Below are 13,826 nucleotides of genomic sequence, written 5' to 3'. Positions count from 1 at the left end.
GCGTTCACATGCGTGGGAAGTGCCGCCCGTGACGCGTGGATCGGCGTCAGTAGGTGTAGAAGCCCTGCCCGCTCTTGCGTCCGATGTCACCGGCGTCCACCATCCGGCGCATCAGCTCCGGAGGGGCGAACTTCTCGTCCTGGGACTCGGTGTAGATGTTGCTCGTGGCGTGCAGCAGGATGTCGACGCCCGTCAGGTCGGCGGTGGCCAGCGGCCCCATCGCGTGGCCGAAGCCCAGCTTGCAGGCGAGGTCGATGTCCTCGGCGGTGGCGACGCCCGACTCGTACAGCTTCGCGGCCTCCACGACGAGGGCGGAGATGAGACGGGTCGTCACGAAGCCGGCGACGTCACGGTTGACGACGATGCAGGTCTTGCCGACCGACTCGGCGAACTCCCGCGCGGTGGCGAGCGTCTCGTCGCTCGTCTTGTAGCCGCGCACCAGTTCGCACAGCTGCATCATCGGCACCGGCGAGAAGAAGTGGACGCCGACGACGCGCTCGGGGCGCTCGGTGGCCGCCGCGATCTTGGTGATCGGGATCGCGGAGGTGTTCGAGGCGAGCACGGTGTCCTCGCGGACGACCTTGTCGAGCGCCCGGAAGATCTCGTGCTTCACCTCCAGCTTCTCGAAGACGGCCTCGACGACGATGTCCGCGTCGGCCGCCGCGTCGAGGTCCGTGGTGGCGGTGATCCGGCCCAGCGCCGCCTCGGCGTCCTCGGCGGCCAACTTGCCCTTGCTCACGAACTTGTCGTACGACGCCGTGATGCCGCCGATGCCACGGTTCAGCGCCTCGTCGGTGACGTCGCGCAGGACGACGTCCCAGCCCGCCTGCGCGGACACCTGGGCGATGCCGGACCCCATGAGCCCGGCTCCGATGACGGCGAGCTTCCGTGCCACTGTGCGACTCCCCTGGTACGCGCTGTCGATGGGTTACCTCTCCGGCGGACACTAGCGCTCGTGAGGGGTCGTGTGACCGCTTAGTAACGCGAGTCACGTCTCAAGGGGCGGACGTCACACCGGCAGCGCTCACTCAGAGGGTCGTACGGCGTAGTTGAGTACCGTCTCGCTCAACAGGCCCTCCATCCCGTCCAGGAGAAGAAGTACCTCTCGGGACACTTCGCCCGGATTGCGCCCGGCGAGCATCTCACGCCCGATGACGGCCATCACCGTCTGGTGGACCCAGTTGATCTGACCCGCGATCAGGGTGGGCATCGAGTCGTCGGGGGCCGCTCCGGTCTCCTCCCGCAGGGCCGCCTCCAGGTTGTCCTGGACCTCCTGCTGGATGCTCCAGAGCCGGGACCGCAGGGCGGGCGCCTCGTGGATGGCGCGCATGAAGCGGTCGTAGCCCTCCATCAGGCCGACGCGCGGCGAGACCGCCTCGACCTCGGCACGCAGTTCGCGCAGGACGGCGGCGACGGCCGACTCGCCCCGGTCGCGGGCGCGCACCCAGCGGGCGAGGCGTTCGACGATGCCCGCGCTGCGGTCGAAGAAGAGGTCCTCCTTGGCCGGGAAGTAGTTGTAGACCGTGTTCACGGAGACGTCGGCCGCCTCGGCCACCTCCGCGATGGTGACGGTCACGAAGCCGTGCTCCAGGAACAGCCCGGTGGCGATGTCCGAGATCCGCTGCCGCGTCTCGCGCTTCTTGCGCTCCCTGAGCCCCTCTGCCATGGCCACATCGTAGGTCGCCGCGTCGGCCGACGGGATTTCCCTGCAGTCTCTTAAAGTTTGGGGCCATTGCAAAATTTGGGAGACTCTGTTTTTCTGAGGTCATGCCCATCATCAGTACGGCCGGCCTGGCCCACACCTTCCGGACGAAACGCGGCCCCCTGGAGGCCGTGCGCGGTATCGATCTCACCGTCCTGCCCGGCGAGATCCTCGGGTTCCTCGGACCGAACGGCGCGGGGAAGACGACGTTCCTGCGGATGCTCACGACCCTGCTCCCGCCGACCGGCGGCGCGGCCACGGTCGCGGGCCACGACCTGGCGACCGACCCGGCAGGGGTGCGCCGGGCCTGCGGATACGTGGCCCAGACGGGCGGGGTGGACCCGCAGATCACCGTGCGGGAGGAGCTGGTCACCCAGGGGCGGCTCTACCGCCTGACGAGAAGCCGGGCCGTCGAGCGCGCCGAGGAGTTGGCCCGCGAGCTGGACCTGACCGAACTGCTCGACCGCACGTGCGCCGCCCTCTCCGGCGGGCAGCGGCGCCGCCTCGACATCGCGATGGCGCTCACCCACCGCCCCCAGGTCCTCTTCCTGGACGAGCCGACGACCGGACTCGACCCCGGCAGCCGCGCCGGTCTGTGGGAGCTGGTCCGGCGGCTGCGCGACGAGCACGGCACCACCGTCTTCCTGACGACGCACTACCTCGACGAGGCGGACGCCCTCGCCGACCGGATCGTCGTCGTCGACCACGGGCGGGTCGTGGCGGACGACACCCCGAGCGCGCTCAAACTGCGACACGGCGGCTCGGCCGACGCCACGCTCCAGGACGCCTTCCTGGCCATCACCGGGCGCGGGCCCTCCCCCGCCGACACCACCCCCGTAGCCGTCTAGAACCGGTCCGAGGACTTCGATGCTTCTTCACGACACCGCGCTGATCTTCGGGCGATACGCCCGCCAGACCCTGCGCTCCCGCTTCGCGATGCTGTTCGGCGTGCTGATGCCGCTGCTGTATCTGCTCTTCTTCGGCCCCCTGCTCACCGGCGTCCCGCTCGGCTCGCGGGGCAGTTCCTGGCAGGTGCTGGTGCCGGGCCTGCTGCTTCAACTGAGCCTGTTCGGGGCCTCGTTCGCGGGCTTCATGGTGATCCTCGAAAAGCAGACGGGGGTGATCGAGCGGATGCGGGTCACTCCGGTGAGCCGGCTCGCCCTGCTGCTGGGCCGGGTGCTGCGCGACGCGGCGGTCTTCGTGTTCCAGGCGGTCCTGCTCGTCCTCGCGGCCCTGCTCATGGGCCTGCGCGCACCGCTCGCGGGCGTCCTGATCGGCTTCGCCTTCGTGGCCCTGCTGACGGTCTCGCTCGCCTCGCTGTCGTACGCGCTCGCCATGAAGGCGCGCTCCCAGCACGAGTTCGGCCCGACGGTGAACGCCCTCACCATGCCGTCGATGCTGCTGTCGGGCCTGATGCTGCCGATGTCCCTGGCGCCCGCCTGGCTCGACATCCTCTCCCACCTGGTCCCGTTCCGCTACCTGGTGGACGCCGTGCGCGACGCGTACGTCGGCGCCTACACCACCCCTGCCATGCTGTACGGCGTCCTGGTCGCCGTCGGTCTCGCGGGGCTCGCCGTGACGGTGGGCACACGTGTCTTCCGGACGGCCGGGGCATAACTACGCTGGTCGCATGGTCAATCTGACGCGCATCTACACCAGGACCGGCGACAAGGGCACCACCAACCTCGGCGACATGAGCCGGGTGCCCAAGACCGATCCGCGGATCTCGGCGTACGCGGACGCCAACGAGGCCAACGCGGCCATCGGGACGGCGATCGCGCTCGGCGGGCTGGACGAGGAGATCGTCAAGGTCCTCACCCGCGTCCAGAACGACCTGTTCGACGTGGGCGCCGACCTCTCCACTCCCGTCGTCGAGAACCCCGAGTTCCCGCCGCTGCGCGTCGAGCAGTTCTACGTCGACAAGCTGGAGGCGGACTGCGACCACTTCAACGAGCGGCTGGACAAGCTCCGCTCCTTCATCCTGCCCGGCGGCACCCCCGGAGCGGCCCTGCTGCACCAGGCCTGCACGGTGGTCCGGCGCGCCGAGCGCTCGACGTGGGCGGCCCTGGAGGCCCACGGCGAGGACATGAACCCCCTCACCGCGACCTATCTCAACCGACTCTCCGACCTCCTGTTCATCCTGGCGAGGACGGCGAACAAGGAGGTCGGCGACGTGCTGTGGGTGCCGGGCGGGCAGCGGTGACCGCCGCGCCGGGGCGCTACCCGCCCGTCGTGCCGCGGGCCCGCTGGTAGAGGCCCGTCGCGACGAGGACGCCACCCACGCACATCATCACCACGCCTACCTTGGTCAGAGTGACGAACGGCACCTCCACCCCCTCCGTGAACAGCCACAGCACCAGGCCGATCACGAAGGTGCCGGCCCCTTCCCACACGTTCCTCGACGCCCCGACCGCCGTCCCGCTCATCGCCCGGCCCTCTCCTTCGCGACGGTGACCCGGTCCTCGCCCTCCGCGACGCCCGGGTCCTTCTTCGGCCAGATCGTGTAGGTGAGGGCGACCAGGCCGTGGATGCCCGCGGCCCGGAGCGCGACCCACTGGAACGACCTCAGCGAATCGACGTTCCCGTCGTCGCCCACGTACCAGACGGCCAGTTGCAGGAGTGCCAGCGCCACCGCGGCCGACACCACCGTCCGCGTCCACAGCTTCCCCTCGTGCCGGGCGCGGGCCAGGCCGTACTTCGGCGGTGCCGGCGGCCTGGGCCCGCCGCCCAGCCGGTGCGCCGCCCAGGCGTCCAGCCGACTGATCATGTAGTGGCCGTAGCCCACGGTGAAGCCGATGTAGAGGGCCGCGACCCCGTGCTCCCAGCTCGGTTCGGCCCCGTTCTTCAGGTCGATCGCGGTCACGACGAACAGCACCAGCTCCAGCACGGGCTCGCAGAGCAGCAGCACGACACTGGTCCGGCGCCTCTTCAGCAGGTAGCGGACGGCCAGGGCCAGCGCCAGCAGCACCCAGAAGCCGACCTCACAGGCGATGATCAACGCGACGATCACGACTCGCTCCTCTCGGTCACCCTTCCAGGCTCCCGGCGGGCGGCCGCCGACGCGTCGTCGGTGGTGAGGAAGTCGCGGTACATCGAAGGATGCAGTCCAGGACCGTTCGCGGGGATCAGGCGCCGGGCATCCGTGACGTGTTGGATGGAGTCATGGCCGTACGACCGCCCCGCCCGCACCGCTTCGACCTGTACGCGGCCCTCGCCGGACTGCTCGGGGGCCTGCTGCTGTGGGGACTGGGCCTCTACACCCGCCCCTCCGACGAGGCGATCGTGCTGCTCCACGGCCAGTGGTGGATCCTGCTGCCGCTCGTTGTGACCGCCGGCTGCGAGACGCTGCGCCGCGCCATGCCGCGCACGGCCCTGCTGGTCGGATGGGCCGCGCTGACCGTGGACACCATCACCCGGGGCAGTCTGCTCACCGTGCTGATGTTCACCGATCTGGTGTACTCGGCCGTGCTGTACGGCTCACCCGCCACGGCCCGCCGGGTCCCCTGGATCGCCGGACTGATGACCGTGGCCGCCACGGTCGTCCCCCTCGCCGTGTGGCGGCGGCCGGAGGCACTGCTCACCGGTGTGGTGGTCGGGCTGGTCGGCTTCACCCCCGCCGCCACCGGCTGGATCGTCCGCAACCACCGCGACGCCGCCGAGGCCGCCCGGCTGCGCGCCGAACAGACCGCCCTGCTGGCGGAGATGGACCGCGCGCAGGCGGTGGTGTCCGAACGGGCGCGCATGGCAAGGGAGTTGCACGACATGGTCGCCAACCACCTCTCGGCGATCGCGATCCACTCCACGGCCGCGCTCTCCATAGACGACCCGGACACCTCCCAGAAGGCCCTCGGGGTCATCCGCGAGAACAGCGTCGAGGGCCTGGCCGAGATGCGCAGGCTGATCGGCATCCTGCGGGACGCAGGCGACGACACCGAGCCGTCCGTCGCGCCCACGCTCGACGGGCTCGGCTCCCTCGTCGACGGCGCCCGCACCAACGGCCTCGACGTCACCCTCGACGCCGAACACGACGGTCCCCTCCCCGCCCCCGTCGAGATGGCGGCCTACCGCATCGTCCAGGAATCGCTGACCAACGCCCTCAAGCACGCCTGCCCCGGCCGGGTCACCGTCGCCCTGCGCCAGACGGACGGAGCCCTCGGCATCGCCGTGACCAGCCCGTACGGCGACCGCGACCGCCCGAGCGCCCCCGGTTCCGGCGCCGGTCTGGTCGGGATGCGGGAGCGGGTCGCCCTGCTGGGCGGCACGTTCGAGGCGGGCCCCGAGAGCATGGCCCACGGCAAGGTCTGGAGCGTCCGTGCCGCCCTCCCCGTCATCGAAGGAGAACCCGCGTGATCCGTGTGCTCGTCGCCGAGGACCAGTCCGCCGTACGGGCCGGACTGGTCCTCATCCTGCGCAGCGCGCCGGACATCGAGGTGGTCGGCGAGGCGCCGGACGGCGAGCGGGCGGTGGCGCTCGCCCGGGAGCTGCGGCCCGACCTGGTGCTGATGGACGTGCAGATGCCGAGGCTGGACGGGGTGTCCGCGACCCGCCAGGTCGTCGCCGAGGGTCTGGCCGATGTGCTGGTGCTCACCACGTTCGACCTCGACGAGTACGTCTTCGGGGCGCTGCGGGCCGGTGCCGCCGGCTTCCTGCTGAAGAACACGGAGGCGAGGGACCTCATCGAGGCGGTACGGGCGGTGGGGCGCGGCGAGGGTCTGATCGCCCCGGCCGTCACCCGGCGGCTGATCGCCGAGTTCGCCGCCAAGCCCGTACGCGAGCCCGCCGTCGATCCGTCCGTCCTGGACTCGCTCACCCGGCGCGAGCGGGAGGTCCTGTCCTGTCTGGGTGAAGGGCTGTCGAACGCGGAGATCGCCGGGCGGCTGGACATGGCCGAGGCGACGGTGAAGACGCACGTCAGCCGTCTGCTGGGGAAGCTCGATCTGCGCAGCCGGGTGCAGGCGGCGGTGCTGGCCCAGGAGTTGGGGGTCTGACCTCACCGGGGTGTCCCGCATGAGCGCACTGGTCCAGACCCATTGACCTATGGTCCAGACCTTTCTATTCTCGCCACACTGCGCCACGTCATGCTCATGCTCAAGAGCCTCATGCTCAAGACACCCCACAAGGAGGCGCACATGCGCTTCAGGCACAGAGCCATAGCGGGTCTCGCCACCCTCCTCCTCCCCCTCGCCGGACTGGTCGGCCTCGCCGGCCCCGCGCAGGCGGCCACGCAAGCGACCGCCACCTACGCCAAGCCCCAGGACTGGGGCACCGGCTTCGAAGGCAAGTGGACCGTCAAGAACACCGGGACGACCACGATCAGCTCCTGGACCGTCGAATGGGACTTCCCCTCCGGCACCTCCGTCACCTCCGCCTGGGACGCGGACGTCACCTCCTCCGGCACCCACTGGACCGCCAAGAACAAGTCCTGGAACGGCACCCTCGCCCCGGGCGCCTCCGTCTCCTTCGGTTTCAACGGGAGCGGCTCAGGCTCCCCGGCCAACTGCAAGCTCAACGGCGGGAGTTGCGACGGCGGCCCCAGCGTCCCCGGGGACGCGGCACCCTCCGCCCCGGGCACCCCGACCACCTCGGACGTCACCAACACCTCGGTGAAGCTGAGCTGGAGCGCCGCCACCGACGACAAGGGCATCAAGAACTACGACGTCCTGCGGGGCGGCACCAAGGTCGCCACCGTCACCGGCACCACCTACACGGACACCGGCCTGAGCGCCGGCACCGACTACTCGTACACCGTCCAGGCCCGCGACACCGCCGACCAGACCGGCCCCGTGAGCGGCGCGACGGCCGTACGGACCACCGGCGGCACGAACCCGAACCCCGGCTCGAAGGTCAACCTCGGCTACTTCACCGAGTGGGGCGTCTACGGCCGGAACTACCACGTCAAGAACCTGGTGACCTCGGGCTCCGCGTCCAAGATCACCCACATCAACTACGCGTTCGGCAACGTCAAGAACGGCCAGTGCACGGTCGACGACACCTTCGCCGCCTACGACAAGGCCTACACCGCCGACCAGTCCGTCAGCGGCACCGCCGACACCTGGGACCAGCCGCTGCGGGGCAACTTCAACCAACTCCGGCAGCTCAAGGCCAAGTACCCGCACATCAAGGTGCTGTACTCGTTCGGCGGCTGGACCTACTCCGGCGGCTTCGGTCAGGCCGCGCAGAACCCGGCCGCCTTCGCCAAGTCCTGCAAGGCCGTCGTGGAGGACCCGCGCTGGGCCGACGTCTTCGACGGCATCGACATCGACTGGGAGTACCCGAACGCCTGCGGGCTGACCTGCGACACCAGCGGATCCGCGGCCTTCAAGAACCTGATGTCGGCCCTGCGCACCGAGTTCGGCTCGAACTACCTGGTCACCGCCGCGATCACCGCCGACGGCTCCTCCGGCGGCAAGCTCGACGCGGCTGACTACGGCGGCGCCGCGACCCACCTGAACTGGTACAACGTGATGACCTACGACTACTTCGGCGCCTTCGACGCGGACGGTCCGACCGCCCCGCACTCGCCGCTGACCTCGTACCCCGGCATCCCGGCGGCGGGCTTCAACTCCGCCGACGCGATCGCCAAGCTGAAGTCGAAGGGCGTCCCCGGCTCGAAGCTGCTGCTCGGCATCGGCTTCTACGGACGCGGCTGGACCGGTGTCACCCAGTCCGCCCCCGGCGGCACGGCGACCGGGGCGGCACCCGGCACGTACGAGGCCGGCATCGAGGACTACAAGGTCCTGAAGAACTCCTGCCCGGCCAACGGAACCGTCGGCGGCACGGCGTACGCGCACTGCGGCAACCAGTGGTGGTCCTACGACACCCCGGCCACGATCGGCTCCAAGATGACCTGGGCCAAGAACCAGGGCCTGGGCGGCGCCTTCTTCTGGGAGTTCAGCGGCGACACGGGCAACGGGGAGCTGGTGAGCGCGATCAGCAACGGGCTGAAGTGACCGACTGAAGGATCACGCCACGTTGACGCTCCCCCCGGACTTCGTCCGGGGGGACCCCCACCCAGCGAGTGGATGTGACTACGCCACATTCACTCGCTGTCCGGGCGGGGCTGCCTCCAGCCACGCGAGGAAACCGGTCAGCGCGTCGTCGCTCATCGCCAGTTCCAGCCGGGTCCCGCGGTGCAGACACGCGAGGATCACGGCGTCGGAGAGGAGCGCCAGCTCCTCCTCGCCCTCGGGGGTGCGGCGCCCGGCGACCTCGATCGACGAACGCTCCAGGACGCGGCGGGGGCGGATGGAGTACGAGAAGACGCGGTACCACTCGATGCGGTCGCCGTTGTAGCGGGCGACCCCGTAGCCCCAGCCCTTGCCGTTCTTGTCGTCCCCGGGTTTCTCGGGTGCGTTCCACCGCAGGCTGCAGTCGAAGGTGCCGCCGGAGCGCTGGATGAGGCGCCGGCGCAGTCCGAAGACGAAGAGCCCCACCACCACGAGCGCGATCACCGACCCGCACACAGTCAGAGCGAGGACCATCGACACCGACCTCCTCGTCTCCTAGGTAATGCCACTGCTAGGTAATGGAACGTAAAAAACACCCACATTTGCCTCAGCCGCGGCCGGATCAGGATGAAGACATCCAGACCCAGCCGCGGCTGAGGTACAGCATCACACGACGTGCGGGCTCAGCGCGCCGCCGCCGTACGCAGTCGTACATCCGCGCGGCGCTCGGCGGCGGCGTCGCCCGCCGCCTTCGCGCGCTCCAGCTCCCGCTCCGCGCTCTGGACGTCGATCTCGTCGGCCAGCTCGGCGACCTCGGCCAGCAGGGACAGCTTGTTGTCCGCGAACGAGATGAAACCGCCGTGCACGGCGACGACGACGGTGCCGCCCTCACTCGTACGGATGGTCACCGGGCCCGACTCCAGCACACCGAGCAGCGGCTGGTGACCGGGCATGACGCCGATGTCGCCGGACGTGGTACGGGCGACGACCAGGGTGGCCTGGCCCGACCAGACCTCTCGGTCGGCCGCGACCAGCGCGACGTGCAGCTCAGCAGCCAAGATGGCTCCTCGGGTCACCACCCGGCTCCTTGGCCGGGTGTTGGGTTCAATTCTAGTGGGAGTACAGAGGGGGGCGGGACGCACCCCATGAGGTGTGGCCTCGCCCCCCACTGTTCACGAGTCGCCGGGCGTCAGGAGACGCCGAGCTCCTTCGCGTTCTTCTTCAGGTCCTCGATACCACCGCAGAGGAAGAACGCCTGCTCCGGGAAGTGGTCGTACTCACCGTCGATGATCGCGTTGAACGCGGTGATCGACTCGTCCAGCGGCACGTCCGACCCGTCGACGCCGGTGAACTGCTTGGCGACGTGGGTGTTCTGGGAGAGGAAGCGCTCCACACGACGGGCACGGTGGACGGTGAGCTTGTCCTCCTCGCCGAGCTCGTCGATACCGAGGATCGCGATGATGTCCTGGAGGTCCTTGTACTTCTGCAGGACCGTCTTGACGCGCATCGCGGTGTTGTAGTGGTCCGCCGCGATGTAGCGGGGGTCCAGGATGCGGGACGTGGAGTCCAGCGGGTCCACGGCCGGGTAGATGCCCTTCTCGGAGATCGGACGGGAGAGAACCGTCGTCGCGTCGAGGTGGGCGAAGGTGGTGGCCGGGGCCGGGTCGGTCAGGTCGTCCGCGGGGACGTAGATCGCCTGCATCGAGGTGATCGAGTGACCGCGGGTCGAGGTGATGCGCTCCTGGAGGAGACCCATCTCGTCGGCCAGGTTCGGCTGGTAGCCCACCGCGGAGGGCATACGGCCGAGCAGGGTCGACACCTCGGAACCGGCCTGGGTGAAGCGGAAGATGTTGTCGATGAAGAACAGCACGTCCTGCTTCTGCACATCGCGGAAGTACTCCGCCATGGTCAGACCGGCGAGTGCCACGCGCAGACGGGTGCCCGGGGGCTCGTCCATCTGGCCGAAGACCAGGGCGGTCTTGTCGATGACGCCCGACTCCGCCATCTCCTCGATGAGGTCGTTGCCCTCACGGGTGCGCTCACCGACACCGGCGAACACGGAGACACCGTCGTGGTTGTTGGCGACGCGGTAGATCATCTCCTGGATGAGCACCGTCTTGCCGACGCCGGCACCACCGAACAGGCCGATCTTTCCACCCTTGACGTACGGGGTGAGAAGGTCGATGACCTTGACGCCGGTCTCGAACATCTCGGTCTTCGACTCGAGCTCGTCGAAGTTGGGGGCCTTGCGGTGGATGGTCCAGCGCTCGCCCTCGTACTGCTCGTCGGTGTTCAGCACCTCACCGAGGGTGTTGAACACCTTGCCCTTGGTGAAGTCGCCGACCGGGACGGAGATTCCCGTGCCGGTGTCGGTGACGGCGGCCTGGCGGACCAGACCGTCGGTGGGCTGCATGGAGATGGTGCGGACCAGGCCGTCACCCAGGTGCTGGGCGACCTCCAGGGTCAGCGTCTTCCTCGCACCGTCGAGGGCCGGGTCGGCCACCTCGACGTGAAGGGCGTTGTAGATCTCCGGCATGGCGTCGACGGGGAATTCCACGTCGACGACCGGGCCGATGACCCGGGCGACGCGGCCCGTGGCAGCGGCCGTCTCAACTGTCGTCGTCATTACCTGTCACTCCCCGCGTTCGCGTCGGCGAGGGCTGCGGAGCCACCGACGATCTCGCTGATTTCCTGGGTGATTTCGGCCTGGCGGGCCGCGTTGGCAAGGCGGGAGAGCGTGTTGATCAGCTCGCCCGCGTTGTCGGTGGCCGACTTCATCGCGCGGCGGGTGGCGGCGTGCTTGGAAGCGGCCGACTGAAGCATCGCGTTGTAGATACGGCTCTCGACATAGCGCGGCAGCAGGGCGTCGAGGACGTCCTCCGCCGACGGCTCGAAGTCGTACAGCGGAAGGATCTCGCCCTTCGGCGCCGCCTCCTTCGCCACCTCGTCGAGGCTGAGCGGCAGCAGACGGGCGTCGAGCGCCGACTGCGTCATCATCGAGACGAACTCGGTGAAGACGATGTGGAGTTCGTCCACGCCGCCGTCAGCCGTGTCCTTCTCGATGGCCTCGATCAGCGGACCCGCGACCTTCTTCGCGTCCGCGTAGGTGGGCTCGTCGGTGAAGCCCGACCACGACTCCACGACCTTGCGCTCGCGGAAGTTGTAGTGGGCCAGACCGCGGCGGCCGACGATGTACGTGTCGACCTCCTTGCCCTCCGCCTGGAGGCGCGCCGTCAACTGCTCGGCGACCTTGATGGCGTTGGAGTTGAAGGCGCCGGCCAGTCCGCGGTCGCTCGTGAGGAGCAGCACCGCGGAACGGGTCGCCGTCTCCGCCTCCGTGGTCAGCGGGTGCTTGGTGTTCGAACCGGTACCGACCGCCGTGACCGCGCGGGTGAGCTCGGCCGCGTACGGCGCGGAGGCCGCCACCTTGCGCTGCGCCTTGACGACACGCGAGGCGGCGATCATCTCCATCGCCTTGGTGATCTTCTTGGTCGCGGTGACGGATCGGATGCGACGCTTGTAGACCCGGAGCTGGGCTCCCATGAGTCAGGTCCCTTCCTTACGTCACTTGGAGACGTTGACGGCCGGGGCGTCCTCGCCGAGCAGCTTGCCGTCCGAGGTCTCGAACTGCTTCTTGAACTCGGCGATCGCGTCGGCGACAGCGGTGAGGGTGTCGTCCGACATCTTGCCGCCCTCCTTGATGGAGGTCATGAGGCCCTGCTCCTTGCGGTGCAGGTACTCCAGCAGCTCCTTCTCGAAGCGGCGCACGTCGGCGACCGGAACGTCGTCCATCTTGCCGGTGGTACCGGCCCACACGGAGACGACCTGGTCCTCGGTCGGCATCGGCTGGTACTGCGGCTGCTTGAGCAGCTCGACCAGACGCTGACCGCGCTCCAGCTGCGACTTCGACGCGGCGTCCAGGTCGGAACCGAAGGCGGCGAACGCCTCCAGCTCACGGTACTGGGCGAGGTCGAGGCGCAGACGGCCGGAGACCTGCTTCATCGCCTTGTGCTGCGCGGAACCACCGACTCGGGAGACGGAGATACCGACGTTCAGCGCGGGGCGCTGACCGGCGTTGAAGAGGTCCGACTCCAGGAAGCACTGGCCGTCGGTGATGGAGATGACGTTGGTCGGGATGAACGCCGAGACGTCGTTGGCCTTCGTCTCGACGATCGGCAGACCGGTCATCGAGCCGGCACCCAGCTCGTCGGAGAGCTTCGCGCAGCGCTCCAGCAGACGGGAGTGCAGGTAGAAGACGTCACCCGGGTAGGCCTCACGGCCCGGCGGGCGGCGCAGCAGCAGCGACACGGCGCGGTAGGCGTCGGCCTGCTTCGAGAGGTCGTCGAAGATGATGAGGACGTGCTTGCCCTCGTACATCCACTGCTGACCGATGGCCGAACCGGTGTACGGCGCCAGGTACTTGAAGCCGGCCGGGTCGGACGCCGGGGCGGCGACGATGGTCGTGTACTCCAGCGCGCCGGCCTCTTCGAGGGCGCCACGCACGGAGGCGATGGTCGAGCCCTTCTGGCCGATGGCGACGTAGACGCAGCGGACCTGCTTGTTCACGTCACCGGAGCGCCAGTTGTCGCGCTGGTTGATGATCGTGTCGACGGCCAGGGCGGTCTTGCCGGTCTGGCGGTCACCGATGATCAGCTGACGCTGGCCGCGGCCGACCGGGGTCATGGCGTCGACGGCCTTGTAGCCGGTCTCCATCGGCTCGTGCACCGACTTACGGGCCATGACACCGGGAGCCTGCAGCTCCAGGGCACGGCGGCCGGACGTCTCGATCTCGCCGAGGCCGTCGATCGGGTTGCCGAGCGGGTCGACCACGCGGCCGAGGTAGCCCTCGCCCACGGCGACCGACAGGACCTCGCCGGTACGGGTGACCGGCTGGCCCTCCTCGATGCCGCTGAACTCACCGAGGACGATGGCGCCGATCTCGCGCTCTTCCAGGTTGAGCGCGAGGCCGAGGGTGCCGTCCTCGAACTTCAGCAGTTCGTTGGCCATGGCCGAGGGAAGACCCTCGACCTTCGCGATGCCGTCGCCGGCAAGGGTGACCGTACCGACCTCCTCGCGCGAGGCCGCGTCCGGCTTGTACGACTGGACGAAGTTCTCCAGCGCGTCCCGGATCTCCTCCGGCCGGATCGTGAGCTCCGCCATCTGGGTTCCCTGCTCTC

At 69.2% G+C, this 13,826-nt stretch carries 15 protein-coding genes; 6 read left to right on the top strand and 9 right to left on the bottom strand.

Annotation, left to right across the window (positions count from 1 at the left end):
- Nucleotides 1-46: 46 nt before the first annotated feature.
- Nucleotides 47-895, bottom strand: a complete 849-nt coding sequence (locus H4687_RS31970; RefSeq protein WP_046917269.1) for a 3-hydroxyacyl-CoA dehydrogenase family protein — start codon at nt 893-895, stop codon at nt 47-49.
- Between the two features lie 129 nt (nt 896-1,024).
- Nucleotides 1,025-1,666, bottom strand: coding sequence for a TetR/AcrR family transcriptional regulator (locus H4687_RS31965; RefSeq protein ID WP_046917294.1), 642 nt, complete (start codon nt 1,664-1,666; stop codon nt 1,025-1,027).
- Between the two features lie 101 nt (nt 1,667-1,767).
- Between H4687_RS31965 and H4687_RS31960 the strand changes: the two genes are divergently transcribed.
- The 3 genes from H4687_RS31960 to H4687_RS31950 are packed head-to-tail and all read left to right on the top strand — an operon-like array spanning nt 1,768 to nt 3,905.
- A complete protein-coding gene (locus H4687_RS31960; protein WP_046917270.1) occupies nt 1,768-2,550 on the top strand; it encodes an ABC transporter ATP-binding protein in 783 nt (260 codons plus the stop codon).
- Between the two features lie 19 nt (nt 2,551-2,569).
- Complete coding sequence (locus H4687_RS31955) at nt 2,570-3,319, top strand: ABC transporter permease (protein WP_046917271.1); 750 nt, start codon at nt 2,570-2,572, stop codon at nt 3,317-3,319.
- Nucleotides 3,320-3,332: 13 nt separating this feature from the next.
- Entirely contained in the window at nt 3,333-3,905 is a 573-nt protein-coding gene (locus tag H4687_RS31950) for a cob(I)yrinic acid a,c-diamide adenosyltransferase (protein WP_046917272.1), read from the top strand.
- 16 nt (nt 3,906-3,921) lie between these two features.
- Here the strand turns inward: H4687_RS31950 and H4687_RS31945 are convergent, their stop codons facing one another.
- Both H4687_RS31945 and H4687_RS31940 read right to left on the bottom strand, forming a co-directional pair.
- Nucleotides 3,922-4,128, bottom strand: coding sequence for a DUF5708 family protein (locus H4687_RS31945; protein WP_046917273.1), 207 nt, complete (start codon nt 4,126-4,128; stop codon nt 3,922-3,924).
- Nucleotides 4,125-4,712 carry a hypothetical protein gene (locus H4687_RS31940; protein WP_046917274.1) on the bottom strand — a complete coding sequence of 196 codons (588 nt, stop codon included), beginning with the start codon at nt 4,710-4,712 and terminating at the stop codon, nt 4,125-4,127. The genes H4687_RS31945 and H4687_RS31940 overlap by 4 nt, the downstream gene beginning before the upstream one ends.
- A gap of 152 nt (nt 4,713-4,864) precedes the next feature.
- Between H4687_RS31940 and H4687_RS31935 the strand changes: the two genes are divergently transcribed.
- The 3 genes from H4687_RS31935 to H4687_RS31925 all read left to right on the top strand — a co-directional run bounded on the left by H4687_RS31935 (nt 4,865) and on the right by H4687_RS31925 (nt 8,652).
- Nucleotides 4,865-6,052, top strand: a complete 1,188-nt coding sequence (locus tag H4687_RS31935) for a sensor histidine kinase (RefSeq protein ID WP_046917275.1) — start codon at nt 4,865-4,867, stop codon at nt 6,050-6,052.
- A complete protein-coding gene (locus H4687_RS31930) occupies nt 6,049-6,690 on the top strand; it encodes a response regulator (RefSeq protein ID WP_046917276.1) in 642 nt (213 codons plus the stop codon). Before H4687_RS31935 ends, H4687_RS31930 begins: the two co-directional genes overlap by 4 nt.
- 141 nt (nt 6,691-6,831) lie before the next feature.
- Nucleotides 6,832-8,652 carry a glycoside hydrolase family 18 chitinase gene (locus tag H4687_RS31925; RefSeq protein WP_046917295.1) on the top strand — a complete coding sequence of 607 codons (1,821 nt, stop codon included), beginning with the start codon at nt 6,832-6,834 and terminating at the stop codon, nt 8,650-8,652.
- Nucleotides 8,653-8,730: 78 nt separating this feature from the next.
- On the opposite strand, the gene H4687_RS31920 is transcribed toward H4687_RS31925, so the two are convergent.
- The 5 genes from H4687_RS31920 to atpA all read right to left on the bottom strand — a co-directional run bounded on the left by H4687_RS31920 (nt 8,731) and on the right by atpA (nt 13,809).
- The gene (locus tag H4687_RS31920; protein WP_005480238.1) at nt 8,731-9,183 is read right to left on the bottom strand and encodes a DUF2550 domain-containing protein; all 453 of its coding nucleotides are present in this window, start codon (nt 9,181-9,183) and stop codon (nt 8,731-8,733) included.
- A 149-nt stretch (nt 9,184-9,332) separates the two neighbouring features.
- Nucleotides 9,333-9,707 carry a F0F1 ATP synthase subunit epsilon gene (locus H4687_RS31915; RefSeq protein WP_005480240.1) on the bottom strand — a complete coding sequence of 125 codons (375 nt, stop codon included), beginning with the start codon at nt 9,705-9,707 and terminating at the stop codon, nt 9,333-9,335.
- Nucleotides 9,708-9,838: 131 nt separating this feature from the next.
- Entirely contained in the window at nt 9,839-11,275 is a 1,437-nt protein-coding gene (atpD, locus tag H4687_RS31910; RefSeq protein ID WP_046917277.1) for a F0F1 ATP synthase subunit beta, read from the bottom strand.
- A complete protein-coding gene (locus H4687_RS31905; RefSeq protein ID WP_013000656.1) occupies nt 11,275-12,192 on the bottom strand; it encodes a F0F1 ATP synthase subunit gamma in 918 nt (305 codons plus the stop codon). Before H4687_RS31905 ends, atpD begins: the two co-directional genes overlap by 1 nt.
- 21 nt (nt 12,193-12,213) lie before the next feature.
- Complete coding sequence (gene atpA, locus H4687_RS31900) at nt 12,214-13,809, bottom strand: F0F1 ATP synthase subunit alpha (RefSeq protein ID WP_005480248.1); 1,596 nt, start codon at nt 13,807-13,809, stop codon at nt 12,214-12,216.
- Nucleotides 13,810-13,826: the final 17 nt, after the last annotated feature.

This window comes from Streptomyces stelliscabiei, from assembly GCF_014873495.1.
In the GTDB taxonomy this organism is placed as follows: Bacteria; Actinomycetota; Actinomycetes; order Streptomycetales; family Streptomycetaceae; genus Streptomyces; species Streptomyces bottropensis.
This window is presented reverse-complemented; position numbering and strand designations above follow the sequence as displayed.

Bases quoted from the DNA above. Each gene is read 5' to 3' on its own strand.
- H4687_RS31965 (WP_046917294.1), bottom strand. From the start codon at position 1,666: ATGGCAGAGGGGCTCAGGGAGCGCAAGAAGCGCGAGACGCGGCAGCGG.
- H4687_RS31960 (WP_046917270.1), top strand. From the start codon at position 1,768: ATGCCCATCATCAGTACGGCCGGCCTGGCCCACACCTTCCGGACGAAA.
- H4687_RS31955 (WP_046917271.1), top strand. From the start codon at position 2,570: ATGCTTCTTCACGACACCGCGCTGATCTTCGGGCGATACGCCCGCCAG.
- H4687_RS31950 (WP_046917272.1), top strand. From the start codon at position 3,333: ATGGTCAATCTGACGCGCATCTACACCAGGACCGGCGACAAGGGCACC.
- H4687_RS31945 (WP_046917273.1), bottom strand. From the start codon at position 4,128: ATGAGCGGGACGGCGGTCGGGGCGTCGAGGAACGTGTGGGAAGGGGCC.
- H4687_RS31935 (WP_046917275.1), top strand. From the start codon at position 4,865: ATGGCCGTACGACCGCCCCGCCCGCACCGCTTCGACCTGTACGCGGCC.
- H4687_RS31925 (WP_046917295.1), top strand. From the start codon at position 6,832: ATGCGCTTCAGGCACAGAGCCATAGCGGGTCTCGCCACCCTCCTCCTC.
- H4687_RS31920 (WP_005480238.1), bottom strand. From the start codon at position 9,183: ATGGTCCTCGCTCTGACTGTGTGCGGGTCGGTGATCGCGCTCGTGGTG.
- atpD (WP_046917277.1), bottom strand. From the start codon at position 11,275: ATGACGACGACAGTTGAGACGGCCGCTGCCACGGGCCGCGTCGCCCGG.
- H4687_RS31905 (WP_013000656.1), bottom strand. From the start codon at position 12,192: ATGGGAGCCCAGCTCCGGGTCTACAAGCGTCGCATCCGATCCGTCACC.
- atpA (WP_005480248.1), bottom strand. From the start codon at position 13,809: ATGGCGGAGCTCACGATCCGGCCGGAGGAGATCCGGGACGCGCTGGAG.